Genomic DNA, 21,118 nt, shown 5'->3' on the forward strand with positions numbered 1-21,118 from the left:
ATATTCATATAATCATAGATTAATAGAATAAAAACACGTTTTCGAAAGCGGGAGGCTTGATTATGAAAGTCAGTGGAGGAAGAGCAGTCGTAGAAGTAATGGCTAAAGAAGGGGTAAAAAAAGCTTTTTGTGTACCAGGTGAAAGTTATCTTAGTGTAATGGATGCACTATACCAACATCCTGAAATAGAACTTATTTCCGCAAGGCATGAAGGAGGTGCCTCTTTTATGGCGGAAGGGTATGCCAAGGCTTCAGGTGAGGTGGGGGTCTGTATGGCAACGCGTGGAGTGGGTGCTACAAACTTAGCTATCGGCATTCATACTGCTGCTCAGGATTCAACCCCTTTGATTGCGCTTATTGGCCAAGTCGAACGCCCTTATAAAGAAAAGGAAGCATTCCAGGAAGTGAATTTGACGGGTTTTTTCAGTCATTTATGTAAATGGACGGTAGAGATCGATCGTGTGGAAAGAATCCCGGAATTATTGCAACGGGCTTTCCATATTGCGAGATCGGGGCGTCCTGGCCCTGTATTAGTGGCTTTGCCGCATGACATGTTGGAAGACGAGGCAGAGTTGAACATGAACCCTTCATATCGCTCGCTTCCTCCTCAACCACATATGGAAGATGTGAAGCAGGCGATGGATACGATACGAAACGCGGAGCGCCCCGTATTGATTGCTGGCGGAGGTGTGATTCATGCTAAGGCCAACAGGTTGCTTGTACAGTTTGCGGAGGCAATGAAACTTCCTGTCGTTACAGCTTTCCGTCGGTTTGACGCGTTTCCGAACTCACATCCTTGCTATGCAGGGTGGCTTGGATTTGGGACACCTCAATATTTACTTGATGCAATCCGGGATGCAGATGTAGTTTTGGCATTAGGGACACGATTCTCTCAAGTAGGAACACAAGATTACACCTTGCTTTCTAAAAATTCAAAGCTGATCCATGTGGATATTTGTCCCGATATTTTTGGTAAAGTGTATGCTCCTTCTCTTGCCATTGAAGCGGATGCCAAGAGCTTTTTGGAACAAGCACTGCAAGCGCCAGAATCAGGATCTTTTATTTCAGGCGAAGATCATCTGAAAGAATTGCACGATAAATATATGGAATTTTCTGAACCGAAGGCCGATTACACAGAGGATTTCGTGGATATGGACGGATTGATGCATGATCTGGCTGTCTGTCTGCCGAAGGATACCATCATTACAAATGATGCAGGCAACTTTTTTGGATGGTTATCAAGATATTATCGTTTTGAACAAGAAAACACATACGTGGGGCCAACGTCGGGTGCAATGGGATATGGATTGCCTGCTGCTATTGGGGCAAAACTGGCGCAGCCTCACAAACATGTTGTTTCTATTTCGGGGGATGGTGGCTTCATGATGACTCTCCAAGAGATTGAAACCGCTGTAAGGTATAAAATTCCGACCATATCAATTGTTGTGAACAATAATATTTACGGAACAATTCGAGCACATCAAGAAAGGCATTTTCCAAACCGGGCTGTTGGAACTGACATATCTAATCCTGATTTTGCTGGATTGGCCCGCTTATTTGGGGCACATGGTGAAAAGGTTGAAAAAAATATTGATTTTGCGCCAGCGCTGCAACGGGCGATTACTTCAGGGCTGCCGTCTGTAATAGAAGTTGCAGTCAATCCAAAGATTCTATCTGTAGGCCAGGACAAGAAGGAAGTATACGAAAAGTTAATGTCTAATAATTAACTTTGGAAGTTAGCAGGACCCAATAAAAGGCATGTAAGGGAGGTATCATAGATGTTAAAACCATATATAGTTGTTGAATGGAATGATACGGAAACAGATGCTAAAGGCTGGCTGGTTGTCCATAACTTTGTAAAAGGATACACAGGCGGCGGTACAAGAATGCACCCAACGGTTACAAGAGAAGAGGTAGAAAGGCTGGCCGAGGCGATGGCTTATAAGTATGTAGCCTGTGAGTCTGAGACGACTGGCGGTTGTAAAGCGGGCATTGCCTATGATTATAAAGCGCCAGACGCATATGCAGTGTTAAGAAGATTTCTGATTGCGATGATGCCTTATATAGATATAGGGGTATCGTTAGGCAGTGATTTAGGTACCAAATATGAAGATGTACTCAAAATATTTAATGAATTTGGCATTGATATCCCCCTAACGAAATCAATGAAGCAGAATCCGAATGTTCTGCAAGGGATAAAAGATTTCGATGAACTGTTGACGACAAAAATCGACGGGTTGTTTTTAAACGATGTCGTAACAGGCTATGGTGTGGCTTTCTCCGCAGATGAGGCATGGAAATTTAAAAACGGAAAAGGTGGAGCAAGAGTTGTCATTCAAGGATTCGGCTGTGTAGGGGCAAGCTGCGCATTGAAAATGTTCCAGTTAGGTTATAAAGTTGTGGGAATTTCCGATGCAGCCCTTTTGGTTACATGTGACGAAGGATTGGATGTCCAAAAGCTTATTGATCATAAAAATATGTACGGGGAAATGGATAAAGCCTTTTTTGAACCGCATTATGATGTAAGGCCAAACACGGAATGGCTCGACATAGATTGCGACATTTTAATTCCGTCCGCATTGGAGGATGTCATCCACATATCCAATGCCAAAAGCGTAAAAGCAAGCTTGATTGTGGAGGCGGCAAACATTCCCCTTTCTCCCGAGGGAGACGAAATCATAAGACAGAGAGGAATAGATGTTGTCAATGATTTCGTTGCCAACCTGGGGGCGATAAGATTTTATGATGCGGTTATTTTCGGACTGATTAAACCAAATCCACAAGCTGTCGTCGATGATATAGAAAAACTATGCAGGAAAAATACGTATCATTTGTTTACTCAAGCAAAAAAACAAAAAAAATATCAAAGAGAAGTAGCTTATGAAATATTTAAACCGACAATCAGCGACTTGCCGGAATATGCAGTGCCTTCCGAAGCGTTATCGGGGAACTCTCGTTAACTTGTGTTAATCATGAAAGTGTTCAGGCAGTTTATCAATCAGGAACGGGGGGGATTTCATGCAAACAGAAGATGAAAATCAGCCAAAAGAATTACAGCGTTCAATGAAGAGCAGACATTTATTCATGCTCTCCTTAGGTGGGGTAATTGGAACAGGTCTTTTCCTGGGATCAGGATATGCAATCGGTGAAGCTGGACCCTTAGGATCGATTGTTGCCTATTTGGTCGGTGGTTTATTAATGTACTTGGCGATGATTTGTCTCGGTGAATTATCGGTAGTGATGCCGGTGTCCGGTTCCTTTCAGGTCCATGCAACGAAATTTATTGGTCCCGCCACTGGATTTGTCATTGGCTGGATTTACTGGCTAAGCTGGGCTCTTTACGTAGGCCTGGAATTTGTAGCGGCCGGTTTGCTCATGACCAGATGGTTTCCCGATATACCAGTATGGATATGGTGTGTGATATTTACGGTCCTTTTATTCACTATAAATGCATTGACTACGCGAAGTTTTGCAGAGACCGAGTATTGGTTCTCCGGGATTAAAGTGCTTGCCGTCATTCTCTTCATAATTATCGGTGCAGCAGCGATGTTTGGATTGATTCATATGGAGGATGCACAACCTGCCCCGTTCCTTTCCAATTTTATAGGAGATGGACTATTTCCTACAGGGTTCACTGGTGTTTTCATATCGATGATGACAGTCGTATATGCTTTCCAGGGATCGGAAATCATGGGTGTTGCAGCAGGAGAGACGGAAAACCCGCAACAAAGCATTCCGAGAGCGATTCGAAACATCGTAATACGTGTGCTGCTTTTCTATGTACTGGCAATCTTTGTTCTATCGGCCATCGTTCCTTGGAAAGAAGTCGGTGTACTGGAAAGTCCATTTGTAACCGTGTTTGAAATGGTAGGCATTCCTTATGCAGCAGACATTATGAATTTCGTAATTTTGACAGCGGTCCTCTCTGTAGGAAATACGGGTCTGTTTGCTTGTACAAGAATCCTTTTCTCCCTTTCTCAAAACGGTATGGCACATTCTTCATTTGGAAAGCTCAATCGGCGCGGTGTACCTATGAACGCCTTACTAGTCACCATGGTCTTTGCCTTGCTGTCGCTGCTTACTAGTGTAGTAGCGGAAGAAACGTTATTCGTTGTGCTGCTTTCCATAAGCGGGGTTGGAGGGGTGCTTACTTGGATGGCGATTGCGTTCGCACAGTACAGATTCCGCAAGCAGTATATCAGAGCAGGCGGAAAGGTTGAAAATCTGAAGTTTAGAGTACCTTTTTTCCCGTTTGCCCCGATTCTCTGCATCATTATGTGTCTAGGTATTTTCGTGTTCACCGCTTATGATCCGACACAGCGAACCTCGTTGTATTGGGGATTGGGCTTCGTCGTTGCTTGCTATATATTTTACTATTTCAGATATGCGCGAAGGAACGTCGAGGTGCCAGCCTTAAAAACTGAACAGACCAATGATTTTATTCAATAGTGATTATTATATCAAGATATAAGAAAACGGTCGTTTAAGATTCATTTAGAAGTGCAGTTAAAAGCAAAACCTATAACTTAGAGAAGTAGAATAATAGAATACGGAGGAAATAGTATGCGTTACTTAAATTATATTAATGGAAAATGGAAAGAACCCACTACAGGGGAGTATAGAGAAAATCTTAGTCCCCATGATGGTGAAAATTTAGGAGAATTTCCATCTAGTGCGGCGGCTGATTTACATGATGCAGTGGCAGCCGCAAAAAGTTCATTCCCTTTATGGAAAAAACTTTCGTTTCAGCAACGGGCTTCATATTTGCAAAAAGCAGCTGATATTTTGAAAAAGAATATGCAGGAAGTAGGTCAAGATTTGATAAAGGAAGAAGGAAAAACATTCTTGGAAGGGAAGGGGGAAGCCAATCGGGCTGCCAGCATACTTGAATATTATGCTGCTGAAGCTCGGCAGCCACTCGGGGAAGTAATTCCTTCAGCCAATGCCAATACATTTTTATATACTACCCGCACGCCGCTCGGTCCGGTGGGTTTGATTACACCATGGAACTTTCCTATCGCCATCCCTGTATGGAAATTGGCGCCGGCCCTGATTTATGGGAATACAGTCGTGATTAAACCGGCTGATCTTACACCTAAGTCTGTCCATCATGTGATAAAAGCCTTTGATGAAGCGGGTCTTCCGCCCGGTGTCATCAATTGTGTATTCGGAAGGGGTTCCGTCATTGGTGCTGCATTAGTGGAACATCCTGATGTGAAGGCTATATCTTTTACGGGCTCGAATCAAATAGGTCAGCAAATTCAAAAACAAGCCATTGAGCATGGAAAGAAAGTGCAAGCGGAAATGGGAGGGAAAAACCCGCTTGTCGTCCTCGCCGATGCTGATCTTGAAAAAGCAGTGGAAATAGCTATAGGCGGAGCTTTTAAATCCACAGGGCAAAAATGCACAGCCACTAGCCGGGTGATTGTGGAGGAAGGAATTTATGAAGTATTCCGGGAACGGCTTGTCGCACGTACGAAAGAATTAAAAGTGGGCGACCCGCTCAAAGAAGAAACATTTATCGGTCCCGCTGTTTCTAGATCACAACGCGATGGCGTGCTTGAAATGATCGATGTTGGGAAATCAGAAGCTACACTTTTATGCGGAGGAGAGATCCCGGCAGAAGCGGAATTGGCGAATGGTTTTTATGTCAAGCCGGCAATCTTTGAAAATGTTCCTCAACATGCCCGCATTGCGCGTGAAGAAATCTTTGGACCAGTCATTGCCCTTTTTAAGGCTGGAAATTATGAGGAAGCAGTTAAGATGGCAAATGATACAGAGTATGGATTGAGCGCAGCCATTTGTACGAACAATTTAACATTGGCTCAACGGTTTATTGAAGATGTTGAAGTGGGTCTTGTTCATGTCAATTCGGAAACGGCAGGAACCGAACCGCAAATGCCATTTGGCGGATGTAAAAGTTCAAGTGCGGGCAGCCGTGAACAAGGGAAGAGTGCCGTTGAATTCTATACAGAAGTCAAGACAGTCTATATGGATCGGATATAACTAAAATTGAATTAAGCGTTTTTAAACTTTTAAATTAGATCAAAAACAGGAGGGGATTTCAAAATGTCCACGAAAGAAAATGTACAGTTCAGCCCAACACTGCCTTATTCACGGTATGTCGATCCAGAGGTATTCAATGAAGAAAGCAAAAAGATCTTCAGAAAGAGTTGGATTTTGGCAGGGCATGCAAGCCAAGTGGAAAAGGTAGGCGATTTCATGACATTGGATATCGCCGGAGAGCCTATTATCGTTTCTCATGGGACCGATGGTGAACTGCGTGCTTTTTACAATATTTGCCCTCATCGCGGAATGAAAGTAGAAAATGCCGATAAAGGAAATAAGAAAATTTTACAATGCGGATACCATGGATGGACGTTCAAATTAGATGGAAGTGTAAATAGAGCCCCTAATTTTAAAACGAATGAGCTGGGGATACACAGCTGTATGAAATCCATTCGCATAGAAGTTCAGAATGCCATGATTTTTGTCAATCTTGACAAAAATGCACCCCCTATGGCAGAAGCATATCGGGAATTTTTAGAGGAAATGAAAGAGTATCCATTCTTTGATTCACTGAAACTAGTTAGGGAAACCCGCCGTGTGGTAAAAGCTAATTGGAAGGCCGTTGTTGACAATTACCTGGAATGTGATCATTGTTCCATTGCTCATCCTGGCTTTGCTAAATCCTTTGATTTAGCAAACTTTTGCACAACGACACATGACAAATTCACCTATCAATATATGACAGCAAGCAAGAATGGCGAAGGGGACCAAGCGCGTTTTTATTGGGTTTGGCCAAATATGATGATTAACGTTTATCCAGGAGACGGAAACGTGAATACCATTCAAGTAATTCCCGTTGATGCTGTGACGTCGTTAGGTATTTATCGGGATTATTCCTTAGATGAAAAAACAACCATAGAAAAAGAAGAATATTTTAAATTTGTTGATCAAGTACGGCAGGAAGATTTTGATCTAGTGGAAAAACTTCAAAAAGGATTAAGTTCCGAGGCATTTACAAATGGAATCTTTTCTCCAACAGAACATGCTGCAGTCTATTTTCATGAACTCATTGAAAATAAGCTCCAGAACTAACCACTGAGCTCTCAATTGGAATGCACTAAAAAAGGAATGTTCATGGAGAATTTGTAAATAAAAAAACCTAAGCAACCAACCAGTGTGATTCGGCAGTTTACCGGAGCATACTGGTTGAGTTGTTTTTTTTGTGCCGCCTTTTTTGCCTTATTTGTTATGAAATTTGCGAACTTCCTTTTATTTATTCGGAGTGGGAGGATTTGTTCTTCCATTGTTGTTCTTCAGCAAGAAACTCAAAAAAAACATTCATGGCAGTAAGCGGTTGCTCATTTACTCGTTTAAAGTAGTTGTTTTTTCTGGCATCTGTTAAATAGTTGCTTTTTTTGATTCTCTCCAACATATATTTTTGACTCATTTTCACTATTTCTCTTTGGTTGTGTTTGTTTTCTTTTAATAAGGCAAATCCTACAGCTCCCACCAATGCATAGATTCCAAGTGCGATTTTCGAGATGGGTAAAGAGTCGTTCTTAAATAAAAGAAAAAAAAGATTAATGATGGAAAAGCCTATCATCACCGTTGAAAAAAAACCGTATTTCATATTTTTCTTCAACAAGGGGGACAACTTTAATTGAAGTTGTTCGATTTCGTTTTGCATGAAACCGGGTATATTATTTATTTTGATATTCATTGTTTCCTCCTTATTATCTTGCACCAATAAATAAATGGCACTGTAAAATCGTATTTATTAATGAAATAGGAAAAGGAACCTATATATATCTTATCGTTTGGAAACATGTTTGTCATTTAATATACTCTTGGACCTTTTTGAGGGAAAAGTAAACGCAGTGACACATGTGGATGATCAATGGAATGCCCTGTTATATGTGTTGAAAAATTCTTGCAGTATGAGGAGTCGAAATACAGATCATTTACCTTAATAAACCAATAGTGGTATGAATGATGAATGAATTATGGTAAAATGGTCCTCAAATGGAAGCTTTATTTTTCGTTTTTTCATTATTAATAGTTATGGATGACCTTCCCGCGCCTTTTTTTGTCATAATTACGTGACTAATGTGGTATTTAGTACTTTTAAATCGAGTTTTGGAACAAATCAATATATAATTAGAAAGCGAGATAGTAGATTCAAAGATTAAGGAGGGACATAGAATGATGGAATGGGCTCTGATCATTTTGTTCGCTGCAGCAGTATTACTGTTCATTTTATCGTTTATTAAAAAGGACTCTGTAAAAGTGGACAGTCAATTGGAACAGATTGCCAGCACTTTTGGGGATGAAATGAATGTATTACAGGAAAAAATCAGGAACATCGAGATAGATGCTGAAATTACGGTGCAAGAGGCAGGCATTTTGGCAATGTCTTCCGAAAAGCGAAACATGTTGCGTGAAGTACTCGACCTACATAAGCGAGGCTATTCATTTGAAAGCATCGCACTTAAGACAAAACAGCCGGAAGAAGAAATAGAACGGATGCTTACTCCTTACATGAAAACGACGAATGAAAGGAGAAATGTGGCCAATGACATCTAAATCAATGCGCAGCTTTGCCGGAGGCCTTGTTGTTGCCGCAGGCTTATGCGGTGCAGTGTACTTCTTTGGTCCAGGTGAAGCGACCGGCACGTCTGAGAAACTATCAGAAGATGAAATGAAAGAGTCTCTGGCTTCAGAAGGGTATGTCATACATTCCGAAAAAGAATGGGAAGATCAGATTGCTGAAGCACAGTCGGTTAAAGATAAGGCGGAGGCGGAAAAAGAAACGGTAAAAGAACCAACGGAAAAAATCATATACCGTACAGTTCTTACTGTGTCTAAAGGCTCGACAAGCATCGATGTGGGTAAAAACCTGCAAAAAGCAAAAGTCATCAAAAATGCCAATGAGTTTTCCGACGCGGTTGAAAAGAAAGGCAAGGCCAACGGATTACGACCTGGAACATATGTGGTGGATAGTGCGATGACGACGGATAAAATAATTTCCATCATATTTAAATGAACATAAAAATGACCATCGGTAAGATGGTCGTTTCAGACTGTAGACAAACTCGATTTTCATCGAGTTTGTCTACAGTTTTTTTGCTTGTACAAATTTGGACGTTGATTGGAGACGTTTGCGTCGAGGAGGCTTGACAGACAGTCGGCGGAAAGGGAGCAGGTACCTGAAATCAACTGGAACGTTTTTTAAAATGGCTGTTTTCCCATACTTTGTTGCAATATACCAGGTAGTGAGTTGTGGTTGATTTCCCCTCCAGATGCTCGCTTTCCGCGGGGCGGGCGGTGAGCCTCCTCGGCGTAAACGCCTGTGGGGTCTCACCTGTCCCGCTGCTCCCGCAGGAGTCTCGCACTTCCGCTCCAATCAACCTTAAATAGTTTCGCATGCTTTTTTATATTTTTTTTAACTTAATCTTTGTCCGCACTCCAGCCCACACTGCAATGATAAGTCCTCCAATCGTATCCGCGATTAAATCGATCATTGTATCTTTATTTCCCCCGCCTTGCAGTGTCATTCCGAATAATTGATCAGAACTAAATTCGTAGATCTCCCATATGACACCTCCAAGTGCCGAGAAAGAAAGGGTGAACAAAAAGACGAACCAAGGGGATATCTCTTTGCCCGCATTTCTGTATACCAATCGTTCATATAAAGCAATTCCCGTAAAAGCAAGAAGGGAACCGCTTAACAAATGCAAAAATGTGTCCCACCAACCCAGTCCATACCAACCTAAAATAGATCCTAAAAATTGTGAAGCGAATAAGAAGATCAAATAGGAAATGATAATTTGCAAATTGAATTGAAGCTTGGTAAATAAGGCCAGTGAAAGGGGGATTGCCCCACATACCACACCGCCTATCGAAACCAGTGATTTGAAAGTTTCATCGGCTGTATAGTAATAAATAGATAAAGCTCCCATGAAAAGTACATACACTAAACTTAATGAAATAACTAGCTTACGATTCATATGATTACCTCAACAAATCATCATAATTTTAATTTTTGTACACTAGAATAAATGGAAATGAGCAGGCCGCCGGTTATTCCGAAAATTATATCGTACATGGTATCTTTGTTACCGCCTCGCTGCATGGTATGAGTAAAAGTGAGATCTCCCACAAATTCATATATTTCCCAAAAAACAGTGACACAAGCTGAAAGTGAAAGAACAAAAAGGAAAATGACCCACCTTGAAGTGTCTTTTCTCGCTTTTTGAGGGATGTAAAGTTTATAAAGGGCAATCCCCACAAAACCCACGAAGATGCCTTTGTAGAAGTGAAGTCCAGAGTCCCACCATTTAAAATCAATATAAAAATTTGCGATGGATCCTAAAAATGCCGTACAGAAAATAAAAACATAATAGCCGATTATGATAGGAATGTTAAAGGGATTATTTTTTACAAATAGTAATGAAATGGGCAAGGCACTTACCACTATTCCGCCAAGAGCTACCATCCATCGGGAAGAATCATCTTTTTTGAGGTAAAAGATGAGTAACCCAATCATGAATGCTATAAATACCAAACTAAAAATAATGATTATTTTATGTTTCAATATACTCACCTCATTCGTAAATATTCATTACGATCATCCAATCGAGCCAGATTGAACCCGGAAAAAATGACTATTTGGAGTATTTTTATGACGTTCATTTAAACTCTCCAACTCACTCAGTATATGATCACAATATTATTGGCTACCATGGTGCTTTTTAAAGATGTTTCTAAATTTAGCCGTTATAAACAATAATAAAGGCATGACCAGACCAAAAGCCGCTGCATGGAATAACCATATATTTTTATTGTATTCCCCGGATGAAGAGACCGTCGGAAAAACAATCAATGAATAAAAAACCATTATCACCCCTAAAGCTGTAGTAAATGGCCGATAATCCTTTATATTGAAAATGTTTGAAAATACGACAACTGAAACATAAAAATACATAACCGTCCTCGTATAAGTTGTAAAAATCCAAATAGTGGCAATTACTGCTTCGATCCGCATGAGGAAATTCCCTACATTTATTTTTTTTGCCATCGTGTAACTTGGAGCAATATTTCTTGCGGTGTTATCGGGTCCAAGAACCAAGATATCCAGCATGATAACCAGAATTAATATGATTCCTCCGATCAAAGTGCCAATATAAAAAGCTTTTCCCCCTTTTTTTCTTTCATTTACTTTTGAAGGGAAAATCATTAAAAACATAACAGGGGAAAGCGTGAACACGCTGACATAAAAAAGTATCGCCCGTATTAAGGGTTTAGCGCCTCCTTCAAATACTGGCTGAATGTTTTGAATGTTTGCTTGAGGAATGATGGAAACCAAAAAAATAATCAGTAATAGTAATACGGGAATGAAGAATATTTCCAACGTGCGTGTAAAAGTTTCAAAACCAAGGCGGACTGTAAAGATCACTACTGCAGCTAACAATATATTTAAAGCAACAAGAGGAGTATCCGGCATCCAAAAAGTTTTAATGAAATTCCCCACATAATAAGTGGTCTCGGCAGCAGTTGAAAAAGACCAGAAGAAAAATGTGAGATTGATCATCTTTCCGACTAACTTACCGAAAACCTTTTCATTTATTTGATCTAAAGCGAGATCAGGATATAAATTTCCAACCCTGATGTAAAACCATACAAAAATTAATGCGATTCCTGTTCCAAATAATGCAGCAAGCCACGCATCCTGCTTTGCAAAACCAGCTAAAGGAGAAGGAGTATGTAAAATAACCGTTCCTACCGAATACAAGAGGATTAAAATCATCAATTGATGTGATGAAATTTTGAAACTACCAGGCATTATTTTTCACCTATTTGTTTGTTCCTTCCTTCTTAATACTCCCTATTTTTGGCTATTCTTGTTCAAGTTATTCACACGGACATCAATTGCCTATCTTCAACAATCCACCCCCGTTACATCAATCGGTCGCGAATTTTCTGCCTTTTTACTGATTAGCTCTACTATATAATCATAGAATTACTGTCCAAGAGAAAGTAATTTAATTCCTTAGTCCCGAACCTTGATGGTTTAGGAACCGTATATTGTTTTAACTATGGCCTAACTTTTCAGTAATTCCTCCTAGTACTTGATAGGGACCTTCTTGACTTTCCTTGAAGATATTAATTGCACTGAACGTGTACATTTCCTTTGATATGGCACAATTCTTGCAAATGATTTATTGGTATATCTAATATTTGGAGAAAGGAAGAGGAACTGTTGGACATATTGAAAAATATTTAAGCTCTAGGTTATCAAGCATGTTTGATAGGCTTAAATGTCAGAAACTTAATCCGGATTCGTAAAGGGCAAGGCGAAGCGGTTAAACTTAAAATGTTAGGAGAAATTAGTATGAAAATACCAGTGGAAAATATAGTGGAGTTAACTGTAGAACATCAATTTTTACAGGCTTTCCCTATATTGAGTCAGTTACGTACAGATTTGACTTTAAAGGAATATCTAGATTTATTAAATGATATGCGTAAGGAGGGTAAACAGTTATTTGCTTTATATCATGATACAAGCATCGTAGCATTAGCAGGTATTAGCTGGCGTGAAGATTCATATAATGAACGCTATGTTTATGTACAAGATTTGGTTACTGATGTAAATCATCGTCCTAGTGGCCTTGGATTTAATCTGCTCAGTTATATACATAATTGGGCAAAAGAACAAGGAGCTGAATATATTACATTGGAAGCTTGAAATCGGCGCCTTGTCACCCATATTAGGATGGGGAAGAGGACTTATTGGGCGTAGTCTTTTTATCGTACATATATACCGGAAATGAAATGTTGCGACTTCAAGAGTGTTGGGAAAATGGGGACAAAACAATTATGAAGTTGAGTTTGGAAATATACTTGGAATGAAAACAAGTTGAAGGAAAAAGCTCTTTACTCCCTAATTCTTGCCATCCAAAAATAAGTTGAAAGCTTTTAAAAACTCTGTGGATACCTGCAGGGTTTTTTTTTGCTCTAAACCATCCCTTTTTCTGTCAATTTAGTCCAAGAATGGATTATGCGAATATTGGCAATCTATGCATTTACTCATAGAATGCTTTTATACATAATTTCCAATGGATTTGATTTAGATTGTGCACCTTGCAGAATTGATTCTAAAAGGCAAATTTTTTCGGAGTTTGAAAAGATGGCGGGAAGTGGTTGATAACATTCGTGGATTTAAGGTAAAAAGTGAAATTTTGATAAAGGATTATCATGTATATAATGTTTTTTGAACAGCAATTTATTTTACATACATGGATATAATTGCAGCGAAGGTGAAAACCTAATTTTAACAAGCTTTTGGTTATGAGGGGGTTAGCATTGAAATCTCGAGTTCCTATCCCATTGAGGAAGTTAATTGAAGATAAACAATCGTTAAAAAATAAAAAACAACAAAAAGACCTGAATCAAAGCGAAAATCCAAACTCCAGCAAAACCAAAAATCAAAACCAAAATCCAGTTACATCCCAAAACAGAAGTAAGGACTCAAAGAATCATCAAACAAAACTTATATCCCCTGATCTTCAATATAATATAGACCATATTAAGAAAACGTTAGGAAATAGTTCAGACATCGTTATAAGGGATTTCCAAGCAGGTAAAAATGGGGAAATTAAGTTAGGCATCGTATACACAGATGGATTAACGGATTCTGCTTCCATCCAGGATTTAATCCTCGACACTTTGATGGTTCAAATTCGGAACTCTGACTCGGACGTAGCGGTCCCTGATTGTTTTGAATTGATAAAATCACATACTCTTCCTGTAGGGGGAATAGTGGAAATAACAGATTTTCAAAAGCTTTTCAACCATGTTTTATCGGGAGACACGATGTTATTGATGGACGGCTCCCCAAAAGGATTGGCACTCGGCTCGAGAGGGTGGGTCGATCGCGGAGTTCAAGAACCTTCCTCCCAAACAGTAGTAAGAGGGCCAAAGGATGGATTTACTGAAACGCTGCGAACAAATACTGCCTTAATAAGACGGAGAATAAAAGATCCTAACCTTTGGCTTGAAACAAAGCAGATTGGAGAAAAAACGCAAACGGACGTTGCGATTATGTATTTAAAAGGTGTTGCCAATGATAAAACGGTTTCAGAATTGCAAAGCCGGTTAAATCGAATCAATATAGATGCGATTCTTGAGAGTGGATACATTGAAGAGCTTATTCAGGATGAAGTATATACTCCATTTCCAACGGTTTATAATACGGAGCGTCCTGATGCTGTAGCCGCTGCCATTTTAGAAGGAAGGATTGCGATAATGGTTGACGGAACGCCGTTTGTCCTTATCGTTCCAGCACTGATGGTGCATTTTTTCCAGTCCAGTGAAGACTATTATCAACGGGCAGATATTGCCACATTAATTCGAGTATTACGGTATTTATCCTTTTTCCTAGCTTTGCTAACACCGTCACTTTATGTAGCTGTTTCGACTTTTCATCAAGAAATGCTTCCTACTCCATTACTCATAAGTCTAGCTTCACAACGAGAGGGAGTTCCTTTTCCTGCTTTTGTGGAAGCGATGCTGATGGAGGTCGTGTTTGAAATTTTGCGTGAGGCAGGTGTGAGGATGCCTAGGGCAATCGGTTCATCCATTTCCATCGTTGGTGCATTAGTTATCGGACAGGCTGCTGTGGAAGCAGGGTTCGTTTCAGCAACAATGGTTATCATCGTGTCCTTAACAGCCATCTGCAGCTTTGTGTTCCCAGCCAATAGTATGGCCAGCGCTTTTCGGATGCTTCGATTCTTGTTTATGATCCTTGCCGCTACATTTGGATTATACGGGATCATTTTGGGGCTGATCGTGATGGTCCTGCATTTAAATAGCTTACGATCTTTTGGTTTACCATATTTAGCTCCAAATGCACCATTCATTTTACAAGATCAAAAAGACAACATCATTCGTATGCCACATTGGTCATTATTAAAGCGGCCCCGATTGATCAGTAAAAATGATACAGACAGAGGAGATGTCAGTTCTCCGAAACCACCTAGTTAAAATGATGAGATTATGAGGGTTTTTCGATGAAAAAAATGCTAATGGTATTTTTAATGTTACCTATAATTTGTTTATCCGGCTGCTGGAGCAGCACTGAGTTGAACGAACTTTCCATCGTTACTGCCATGGGAATTGATAAAACGGAAGATGGGTATCTTGTAAGCGTCCAAGTTCTAAATTCGAGTGAGCTGGCAGGTGATGCCCGGTCTGGCCGCACGGAGGTTGTAACCTTCAGGAAAAGCGGTGTAACCATTGCTGAAGCAATAAGAAGCCTATCAACTGATGTACCAAGGAGGTTATATGTCGCACATCTTCGTGAAATTGTCTTTGGTGAGGAAATGGCCAGAGCAGGAATTGCAAAACCTCTGGATGTCCTTTCCCGGCAAAAGGAGTTGCGTTCGGATTTCTATATGACTGTTGCGAAGGGGGCAACTGCTTATGAAACGCTTAATGTGCAAACAGCCCTTGAAAAAATACCGGCAAATAAAATTTTTAACTCTTTGGAAAATTCAGAGAAAAGATGGGCGCCGACAAGGACGGTCACTTTGGATGAGCTGGTCAGCAGTATCGTCAGCGAAGGCAGACAGGCGATGCTGACGGGGATTCTCGTTTATGGTGATCCCGAATCAGGTAGCAAGGTTACGAATGCACAAAATATCTCCCCGAAATCCGGCTTGCGTTTGGATTATCTTGGAGTATTCAAGAAGGATAAACTTGTCGGCTGGTTAAACAGGAGCGATAGTAAAGGTGTTAGTTACATTACAGATCATGTTAAGTCCACCGCGGTAAATATCCCATGTGAAGGTGAGCAAATTACGGTCAACACGACTAGTACAAAAACGAAAATCAAGGGGAAAATGGAAAAAGGAAATCCAAAAATTGATATAAATGTCACGTCAGAAGGGAGTATAGGTGAAGTAGAATGCACAATCGATTTAACTAAACCGGAAAAAATCGAAGAATTGAATAAAAGATACGCAAAAGACATTAAGGATAAAATAGAAGGATCGATAAAAACGCTTCAAGAGAAGTATCAAAGTGACATCTTCGGTTTTGGTGAAGAAATTCATAGAACCGATCCCAAAGCATGGAAGCGTTTAAAAGGAAATTGGAATCAGGAATTCGCAAATTTGGACGTGAATGTAACCGTTACTGCAAAGATTCGCAATTTAGGGACGATATCAGATTCTTTTCAAAAAGAAATTGAGGAGTAATGACCAATGTGGGCAATTATTGGAACAGTTTGTACTGGAGCTATTATTTCATTTTTCGAAATACCCCCTCTTATTAAAAAGAAATGCTGGAAGGAAATTGTCATTTTTATTTTATTGCTTTTAGTTGGCATGACGTTGAGTATTTTAATTATCAAGGATATTACCATTCCCACTCCTATAGACTGGATAACGAAAATATATAGTCCACTCGCTCATTTCATGGATCGTATTTTATCCTAGGGAGGTATCGAATATGCTCGAAAAAGGAAAAATCAGCTCTGGTGAATTTCTTATAATGGTCATCATATTCACCATAGGAGGAGCGATACTTACTTTACCTTCCGTACTTGTCTCTTTAGCAAAACAGGATGGCTGGATTGCCTATATCTTAGCTACTGTCATCGGTTTATGTTTCGTTTTCTTATTTACCCGGCTCGTATCACTTTACCCATCCATGACTTATATAGAAGTTAATGAAAAAATATTTGGGATATGGATCGGGAAAATCTCGGCACTGCTTTTCCTATTATATTTATATTACCTCTCTTCAGCGTTACTTAGTGAAATTGGGAATTTTTTTTCAACACAGGTTCTGGTTGAGACACCTATGGAAATGATTATGATCTTGTTTATATTAACAAGCTTATTTGGTGCACGGCTAGGATTGGAAGTTATCTGCCGGGCTGCATTAATCTTTTTTCCTTGGCTTGTTCTGCTGCTTTTCATATTATTCGTATTTCTTATCCCAGATATCAAATTCGAAAATTTGCAACCTATATTTGAAGAAGGCATGAAACCGATAATGAGGGGATCATATTACTCTTTAGCTCTGCCTTATGTTCAGCTTGTTTTCTTTTTAATGATCACTCCATATGTAAACGAAAAGGCTAAAGTGAAGAAAAACTTTTATTTAGGGACTTTGGTAGGTGGCGGCGTTCTTTTCTTAGTGATCTTTTTCAGTATCCTTGTATTGGGTGCTGATAATACAGCGAGATTGACGTATCCTTCTTATAAATTGGGGATGAGGATAAGCATTGGTAATTTTTTTGAAAGGGTCGAGGTCATAGTGGCCTTCATTTGGGTTTTTACAGAGTATTTTAAGTTGACCATATGCTTTTATGGACTCGCTTTAGGAATAGCTCAATTGCTAGGATTAAAAAATTACAAAATTCTTCTATTCCCATTAGCTTTTCTAATTCTCACGTTTACCATCTTTTCGCATCCCGATCTTGTGCATTATCAACACTTTATGGCTACAGCTTGGACACCATTATCCTTAACGATTTGTTTTATTATGCCATTGTTATTATTAACAGTTGGGAAAATTAGGGGAAGGTAAGGGGGCGTCACTTGTTCAGGTGGACATTACTTACATCTGGAAAAAAATCACCATGAAAATTTTGATGGGACATGGAAATGGAATAAATAAAATATTCTGACAAATTTATTGACTAAAGAAAGTTGATGATTTAATATAACAATATATAACATTACATAATGTTGTATATCAAATATTAAAGGAGTGGGAAAATGAGTAAATCGGTTATGAATGTAAAAAGTAATGTAAAAACAGTATTGGATCAATTAAAGGGTAGAAAAATTAACAATATTTATTTGGTAGCATGCGGGGGATCTTCTGCCATTATGTATTCAGCTAAGTATATACTGGATCGTGAAGCTAAAAATATAACCTCCGATCTGTATAGTTCAAATGAGTTTATACATCGCAATCCACAACAACTAGGGAAGGAATCTTTAGTCATTTTATGCTCGATGTCCGGAACAACTCCTGAAACAGCTGAAGCGGCTAAGTTTGCAAAAAGTAAAGGTGCGTTTACAGTGGCATTAACGAACGAACCAGCATCACCATTGGCCCAAAATGCAGACCTTTATATTAAATATGAATGGGGGAACGGTGTAAACGCCTTCGATACAAACCTCAGTGTTTTATATCAATTAGTTTTTGGTGTACTCCATATGGCGGAAAACAATGAAAAGTTTGGAAAACTGGTATCAAGTTTGGAGAACTTACAGCCAGTGTATGAAAAAGCCCTGGAGCAAGAAGCTTCCAATGCAAGGGTATTCGCACAATCTCATGCAAAAGAACCTGTTATCTATACAATGGCAAGTGGTTCAAACTATGGGACAGCCTATTCTTTCAGTATTTGTATCTTAATGGAAATGCAATGGATACACTCACATGCCATTCATGCTGGTGAGTACTTCCATGGACCATTCGAAATTATTGACGAAAATGTACCGTTTATCATTCTATTGGGATTGGATGAAACAAGACCATTGGAAGAAAGAGCATTATCTTTTTCTCAGCGTTATGGCAAAAAGCTAACGGTGTTAGATGCAAAACAGTATGATCTTAATGGTATTGATGAAGAAGTAAAAGGATATATTGCACCGCTTATCTTAAATCGTGTATTACGTCAATATGCAGAAGAATTAGCGGAAGCGCGTAATCATCCATTAAGCAAAAGGCGTTATATGTGGAAAGTAGAATACTGATAGCTGGAGAAAACTTAATATTCTGTATATTTTATTTGCGAATTATACTATAATGTTTTATAACATTATAGTATAATTTCCTGATGATAAAAGCATTTATAAAAAGGAGGGTATTCATGAGAAAAACAAAACTTATATTCGCATCATTTTTAAGTTTATCTTTAATGCTTGGGGGATGTTCTGGTGAAAGAACATCTTCAGAATCAGATGTTGGAAAAACCACCTTAACATTTTTCCATAGGTGGCCAAAGGAACCGGAAAAAACTTACTTTAATGAAGTTGTAAAAGAATTTGAAAAACAAAACCCCGATATCCATATTAAAACCGAAGCAGTCCTAAACGATTCGTATAAAGACAAAATTAAAGTAATGACAGGTACAAATAATCCACCTGATATTTATTTCTCTTGGAGTGATGAATTTGCCAGTCAGTTTGTGCGTGGCAATAAAGCTTTGGATTTAACTTCTTATTATAAAAACGATCCGACATGGTCTTCTCAACTCGTTCCATCCCAAGTCAAACCATATACATTTAATGATAAGGTGTATGGTGTCCCCGTAACAATGGATGGGAAAATGTTTTTCTATAACAAGGATGTCTTCGAAAAATTGAACATACACCCACCTAAAACCTGGAATGATTTTATCGATGTATTAAAAGTGTTAAAAAAGAATAACTACACAGCTCTTCAATTCGGCAGTCAAGATACTTGGACAATTTCCCATTATGTGGGCACATTGAATCAACGTCTGGTTAGTCCGGAAGTGCTGGCAATGGATTATAATCGAAAAACCGGAAAATTCAAGGATGACGACTACATAAAAGCGCTTGAGAAATTCCAAGAGTTGTTACCTTACTTTAATGAGAATACTAATTCAATAGATCATGAATATGCAAGACAGCAATTTTCAAATGGTAAAGCACCTATGTTTTATGCAGAAACGGCAGAGATCAAGTTATTTGGACCCACTAAGTTTGAACTTGGAATGTTTAACTTTCCTGAGGTAGAAGGAGGAAAGGGTAATCAAACAAATCTTACGGGATCGCCTGAAGGCTTTATGGTTTCTTCCAAGACAAAGCATCCCAAAGAAGCGATGGAGTTTTTAAAGTTTCTAACCACTAAACATATGGGAGAAAAACTAGTCACTGATGTGGGCAAGTATAGTGCAGTTAAAGGTACGGTGAATGAAAATAATTCTTCCCCGGAACAGCTGGAAGCGGTTCAAAGCATATTAAACACAGAAGAAATGGCCCCATGGTTTGACATGAGCATCGATGCGCGTATTGCAGATGCCTATTTAACGGGAACACAAATGATGTTAAATGGAGATAAAACACCTAAACAAATTATGCGTGATGTTCAAAAAGCTGCTGATACCGTTAGATTTGAAGCGGGGAAATAAGGGAATTCATTTTTCCGTTTTATTAAGGGAGTGATATTTTAATGATAAAACCCGATAAATTTGTACCTTATCTATATCTTCTTCCAGCCTTAGTTTTTTTATTGCTTGTTTATATTCCCATTTTCCAGAATATTGGCGATAGTATGTATAATTGGAGTACATTTTCACCAGATAAAGCATTTGTAGGGATGGATAACTACTTTACATTATTTAAAGATCCCGTATTTTATGAAGCTTTAAAAAATAATATTCTTTATGCTGTCATTTCGATTGTTTTCCAGGTTTTTGGAGGGTTAATTGTTGCAGCCGTTTTAGAAGATAAATTAATCCGTAAATTTTCACCTATATTTCGCACAGTCTATTTTTTGCCGGTCGTCGTTTCAATGACAGTCATCGCATTGCTGTTTTCATTTTTTTACAACCCGGAAGTAGGGTTGTTAAATCAGTTTCTTAAAATGATTGGATTGAATAATTTAGCACTGCCATGGTTGGGTGATAGTGAAACGGCAATCTATGCAGTCATTGCTGTCTCACAGTGGCAATCAATTGGTTATATAGCCATGCTATATATCGTATCCATTCAAAAAATTTCACCTGAACTATATGAAGCAGCTGAAATGGATGGAGCGAATAAAATAAAAACGTTTTTTCACATTACGGTTCCAGCAACAAAGGAAATGACATTCGTCGCCGTAATATTAACATTGACAGGTGCCTTTACAGTGTTTAATGAGCCATATATCTTAACCGGAGGGGGACCGGGAACTTCTTCGGAAGTCCTGAGTACCTATTTATATAAAACGGCTTTTTCAAAAGATATGATGGGATATGCTTCTGCCATAGCAACGGTTATCTTAATTATTACGTTACTTATTTCTCTTGTTCAAATGAAAATATTTAAAACGGGAAAGGAGGACTAATAATGGAGATGCC

Annotated in this window: 19 protein-coding genes; 15 read left to right on the plus strand and 4 right to left on the minus strand. The window is 39.1% G+C overall.

Translation table 11 applies throughout. The features are described from left to right. Positions 1 to 62: 62 nt before the first annotated feature. The 5 genes from AC3WLU_RS12015 to AC3WLU_RS12035 all read left to right on the plus strand — a co-directional run bounded on the left by AC3WLU_RS12015 (position 63) and on the right by AC3WLU_RS12035 (position 7,101). Positions 63 to 1,727: a thiamine pyrophosphate-dependent enzyme gene (locus tag AC3WLU_RS12015; RefSeq protein WP_492597296.1), complete on the plus strand. Its 1,665-nt coding sequence runs from the start codon at positions 63 to 65 to the stop codon at positions 1,725 to 1,727. Positions 1,728 to 1,778: 51 nt separating this feature from the next. Then, entirely contained in the window at positions 1,779 to 2,960 is a 1,182-nt protein-coding gene (locus AC3WLU_RS12020) for a Glu/Leu/Phe/Val family dehydrogenase (protein WP_063575794.1), read from the plus strand. 58 nt (positions 2,961 to 3,018) lie between these two features. Next, a complete protein-coding gene (locus AC3WLU_RS12025) occupies positions 3,019 to 4,449 on the plus strand; it encodes an amino acid permease (RefSeq protein WP_412992973.1) in 1,431 nt (476 codons plus the stop codon). A gap of 114 nt (positions 4,450 to 4,563) precedes the next feature. Continuing rightward, positions 4,564 to 6,006, plus strand: coding sequence for an aldehyde dehydrogenase family protein (locus AC3WLU_RS12030; RefSeq protein WP_492597297.1), 1,443 nt, complete (start codon positions 4,564 to 4,566; stop codon positions 6,004 to 6,006). Between the two features lie 63 nt (positions 6,007 to 6,069). Next, positions 6,070 to 7,101: an aromatic ring-hydroxylating oxygenase subunit alpha gene (locus tag AC3WLU_RS12035; protein ID WP_063575797.1), complete on the plus strand. Its 1,032-nt coding sequence runs from the start codon at positions 6,070 to 6,072 to the stop codon at positions 7,099 to 7,101. A gap of 181 nt (positions 7,102 to 7,282) precedes the next feature. Here the strand turns inward: AC3WLU_RS12035 and AC3WLU_RS12040 are convergent, their stop codons facing one another. Then, positions 7,283 to 7,729: a DUF5392 family protein gene (locus tag AC3WLU_RS12040; protein WP_063575798.1), complete on the minus strand. Its 447-nt coding sequence runs from the start codon at positions 7,727 to 7,729 to the stop codon at positions 7,283 to 7,285. A 482-nt stretch (positions 7,730 to 8,211) separates the two neighbouring features. On the opposite strand from AC3WLU_RS12040, the gene AC3WLU_RS12045 reads away from it, so the two are divergent. Both AC3WLU_RS12045 and AC3WLU_RS12050 read left to right on the plus strand, forming a co-directional pair. Then, positions 8,212 to 8,592 (plus strand): hypothetical protein, encoded by a 381-nt coding sequence (locus tag AC3WLU_RS12045; protein WP_222619893.1) that lies wholly within the window; start codon positions 8,212 to 8,214, stop codon positions 8,590 to 8,592. Next, entirely contained in the window at positions 8,582 to 9,052 is a 471-nt protein-coding gene (locus AC3WLU_RS12050; RefSeq protein ID WP_427678552.1) for a hypothetical protein, read from the plus strand. The genes AC3WLU_RS12045 and AC3WLU_RS12050 overlap by 11 nt, the downstream gene beginning before the upstream one ends. Positions 9,053 to 9,440: 388 nt before the next feature. Here the strand turns inward: AC3WLU_RS12050 and AC3WLU_RS12055 are convergent, their stop codons facing one another. The 3 genes from AC3WLU_RS12055 to AC3WLU_RS12065 form a co-directional block, all read right to left on the minus strand. Further along, complete coding sequence (locus tag AC3WLU_RS12055) at positions 9,441 to 10,016, minus strand: DUF2238 domain-containing protein (RefSeq protein ID WP_492597298.1); 576 nt, start codon at positions 10,014 to 10,016, stop codon at positions 9,441 to 9,443. A gap of 20 nt (positions 10,017 to 10,036) precedes the next feature. Next, positions 10,037 to 10,603, minus strand: coding sequence for a DUF2238 domain-containing protein (locus tag AC3WLU_RS12060; protein WP_492597299.1), 567 nt, complete (start codon positions 10,601 to 10,603; stop codon positions 10,037 to 10,039). A gap of 135 nt (positions 10,604 to 10,738) precedes the next feature. After that, positions 10,739 to 11,851, minus strand: a complete 1,113-nt coding sequence (locus AC3WLU_RS12065; protein ID WP_403190568.1) for a GerAB/ArcD/ProY family transporter — start codon at positions 11,849 to 11,851, stop codon at positions 10,739 to 10,741. Positions 11,852 to 12,400: 549 nt separating this feature from the next. On the opposite strand from AC3WLU_RS12065, the gene AC3WLU_RS12070 reads away from it, so the two are divergent. From AC3WLU_RS12070 to AC3WLU_RS12105, 8 genes are all read left to right on the plus strand, one after another. Then, a complete protein-coding gene (locus tag AC3WLU_RS12070; protein WP_268591154.1) occupies positions 12,401 to 12,754 on the plus strand; it encodes a GNAT family N-acetyltransferase in 354 nt (117 codons plus the stop codon). 698 nt (positions 12,755 to 13,452) lie between these two features. Continuing rightward, positions 13,453 to 15,051 (plus strand): spore germination protein, encoded by a 1,599-nt coding sequence (locus tag AC3WLU_RS12075; protein WP_492597309.1) that lies wholly within the window; start codon positions 13,453 to 13,455, stop codon positions 15,049 to 15,051. 26 nt (positions 15,052 to 15,077) lie between these two features. Next, positions 15,078 to 16,265, plus strand: a complete 1,188-nt coding sequence (locus AC3WLU_RS12080; RefSeq protein ID WP_492597300.1) for a Ger(x)C family spore germination protein — start codon at positions 15,078 to 15,080, stop codon at positions 16,263 to 16,265. A 6-nt stretch (positions 16,266 to 16,271) separates the two neighbouring features. Beyond that, positions 16,272 to 16,505 carry a hypothetical protein gene (locus AC3WLU_RS12085; protein WP_053535516.1) on the plus strand — a complete coding sequence of 78 codons (234 nt, stop codon included), beginning with the start codon at positions 16,272 to 16,274 and terminating at the stop codon, positions 16,503 to 16,505. 13 nt (positions 16,506 to 16,518) lie between these two features. Further along, the gene (locus AC3WLU_RS12090; protein WP_492597301.1) at positions 16,519 to 17,604 is read left to right on the plus strand and encodes a GerAB/ArcD/ProY family transporter; all 1,086 of its coding nucleotides are present in this window, start codon (positions 16,519 to 16,521) and stop codon (positions 17,602 to 17,604) included. 191 nt (positions 17,605 to 17,795) lie between these two features. Continuing rightward, positions 17,796 to 18,782, plus strand: a complete 987-nt coding sequence (locus AC3WLU_RS12095; protein ID WP_492597302.1) for an SIS domain-containing protein — start codon at positions 17,796 to 17,798, stop codon at positions 18,780 to 18,782. Positions 18,783 to 18,898: 116 nt separating this feature from the next. Next, positions 18,899 to 20,185, plus strand: a complete 1,287-nt coding sequence (locus AC3WLU_RS12100; protein ID WP_364279026.1) for an ABC transporter substrate-binding protein — start codon at positions 18,899 to 18,901, stop codon at positions 20,183 to 20,185. Between the two features lie 41 nt (positions 20,186 to 20,226). After that, positions 20,227 to 21,105, plus strand: coding sequence for a carbohydrate ABC transporter permease (locus tag AC3WLU_RS12105; protein WP_034307788.1), 879 nt, complete (start codon positions 20,227 to 20,229; stop codon positions 21,103 to 21,105). The last annotated feature ends 13 nt before the right edge of the window (positions 21,106 to 21,118 follow it).

The sequence above is a fragment of the Peribacillus sp. FW305-BF15 genome, from assembly GCF_058783805.1.

What these genes read in the sequence shown, in the direction of transcription:
- AC3WLU_RS12015 (WP_492597296.1), top strand. Translation starts at nt 63, where the DNA reads ATGAAAGTCAGTGGAGGAAGAGCAGTCGTAGAAGTAATGGCTAAAGAA.
- AC3WLU_RS12105 (WP_034307788.1), top strand. Translation starts at nt 20,227, where the DNA reads ATGATAAAACCCGATAAATTTGTACCTTATCTATATCTTCTTCCAGCC.
- AC3WLU_RS12050 (WP_427678552.1), top strand. Translation starts at nt 8,582, where the DNA reads ATGACATCTAAATCAATGCGCAGCTTTGCCGGAGGCCTTGTTGTTGCC.
- AC3WLU_RS12025 (WP_412992973.1), top strand. Translation starts at nt 3,019, where the DNA reads ATGCAAACAGAAGATGAAAATCAGCCAAAAGAATTACAGCGTTCAATG.
- AC3WLU_RS12070 (WP_268591154.1), top strand. Translation starts at nt 12,401, where the DNA reads ATGAAAATACCAGTGGAAAATATAGTGGAGTTAACTGTAGAACATCAA.
- AC3WLU_RS12055 (WP_492597298.1), bottom strand. Translation starts at nt 10,016, where the DNA reads ATGAATCGTAAGCTAGTTATTTCATTAAGTTTAGTGTATGTACTTTTC.
- AC3WLU_RS12065 (WP_403190568.1), bottom strand. Translation starts at nt 11,851, where the DNA reads ATGCCTGGTAGTTTCAAAATTTCATCACATCAATTGATGATTTTAATC.
- AC3WLU_RS12020 (WP_063575794.1), top strand. Translation starts at nt 1,779, where the DNA reads ATGTTAAAACCATATATAGTTGTTGAATGGAATGATACGGAAACAGAT.
- AC3WLU_RS12090 (WP_492597301.1), top strand. Translation starts at nt 16,519, where the DNA reads ATGCTCGAAAAAGGAAAAATCAGCTCTGGTGAATTTCTTATAATGGTC.
- AC3WLU_RS12045 (WP_222619893.1), top strand. Translation starts at nt 8,212, where the DNA reads ATGATGGAATGGGCTCTGATCATTTTGTTCGCTGCAGCAGTATTACTG.
- AC3WLU_RS12030 (WP_492597297.1), top strand. Translation starts at nt 4,564, where the DNA reads ATGCGTTACTTAAATTATATTAATGGAAAATGGAAAGAACCCACTACA.
- AC3WLU_RS12035 (WP_063575797.1), top strand. Translation starts at nt 6,070, where the DNA reads ATGTCCACGAAAGAAAATGTACAGTTCAGCCCAACACTGCCTTATTCA.
- AC3WLU_RS12100 (WP_364279026.1), top strand. Translation starts at nt 18,899, where the DNA reads ATGAGAAAAACAAAACTTATATTCGCATCATTTTTAAGTTTATCTTTA.
- AC3WLU_RS12080 (WP_492597300.1), top strand. Translation starts at nt 15,078, where the DNA reads ATGAAAAAAATGCTAATGGTATTTTTAATGTTACCTATAATTTGTTTA.
- AC3WLU_RS12095 (WP_492597302.1), top strand. Translation starts at nt 17,796, where the DNA reads ATGAGTAAATCGGTTATGAATGTAAAAAGTAATGTAAAAACAGTATTG.
- AC3WLU_RS12040 (WP_063575798.1), bottom strand. Translation starts at nt 7,729, where the DNA reads ATGAATATCAAAATAAATAATATACCCGGTTTCATGCAAAACGAAATC.
- AC3WLU_RS12085 (WP_053535516.1), top strand. Translation starts at nt 16,272, where the DNA reads ATGTGGGCAATTATTGGAACAGTTTGTACTGGAGCTATTATTTCATTT.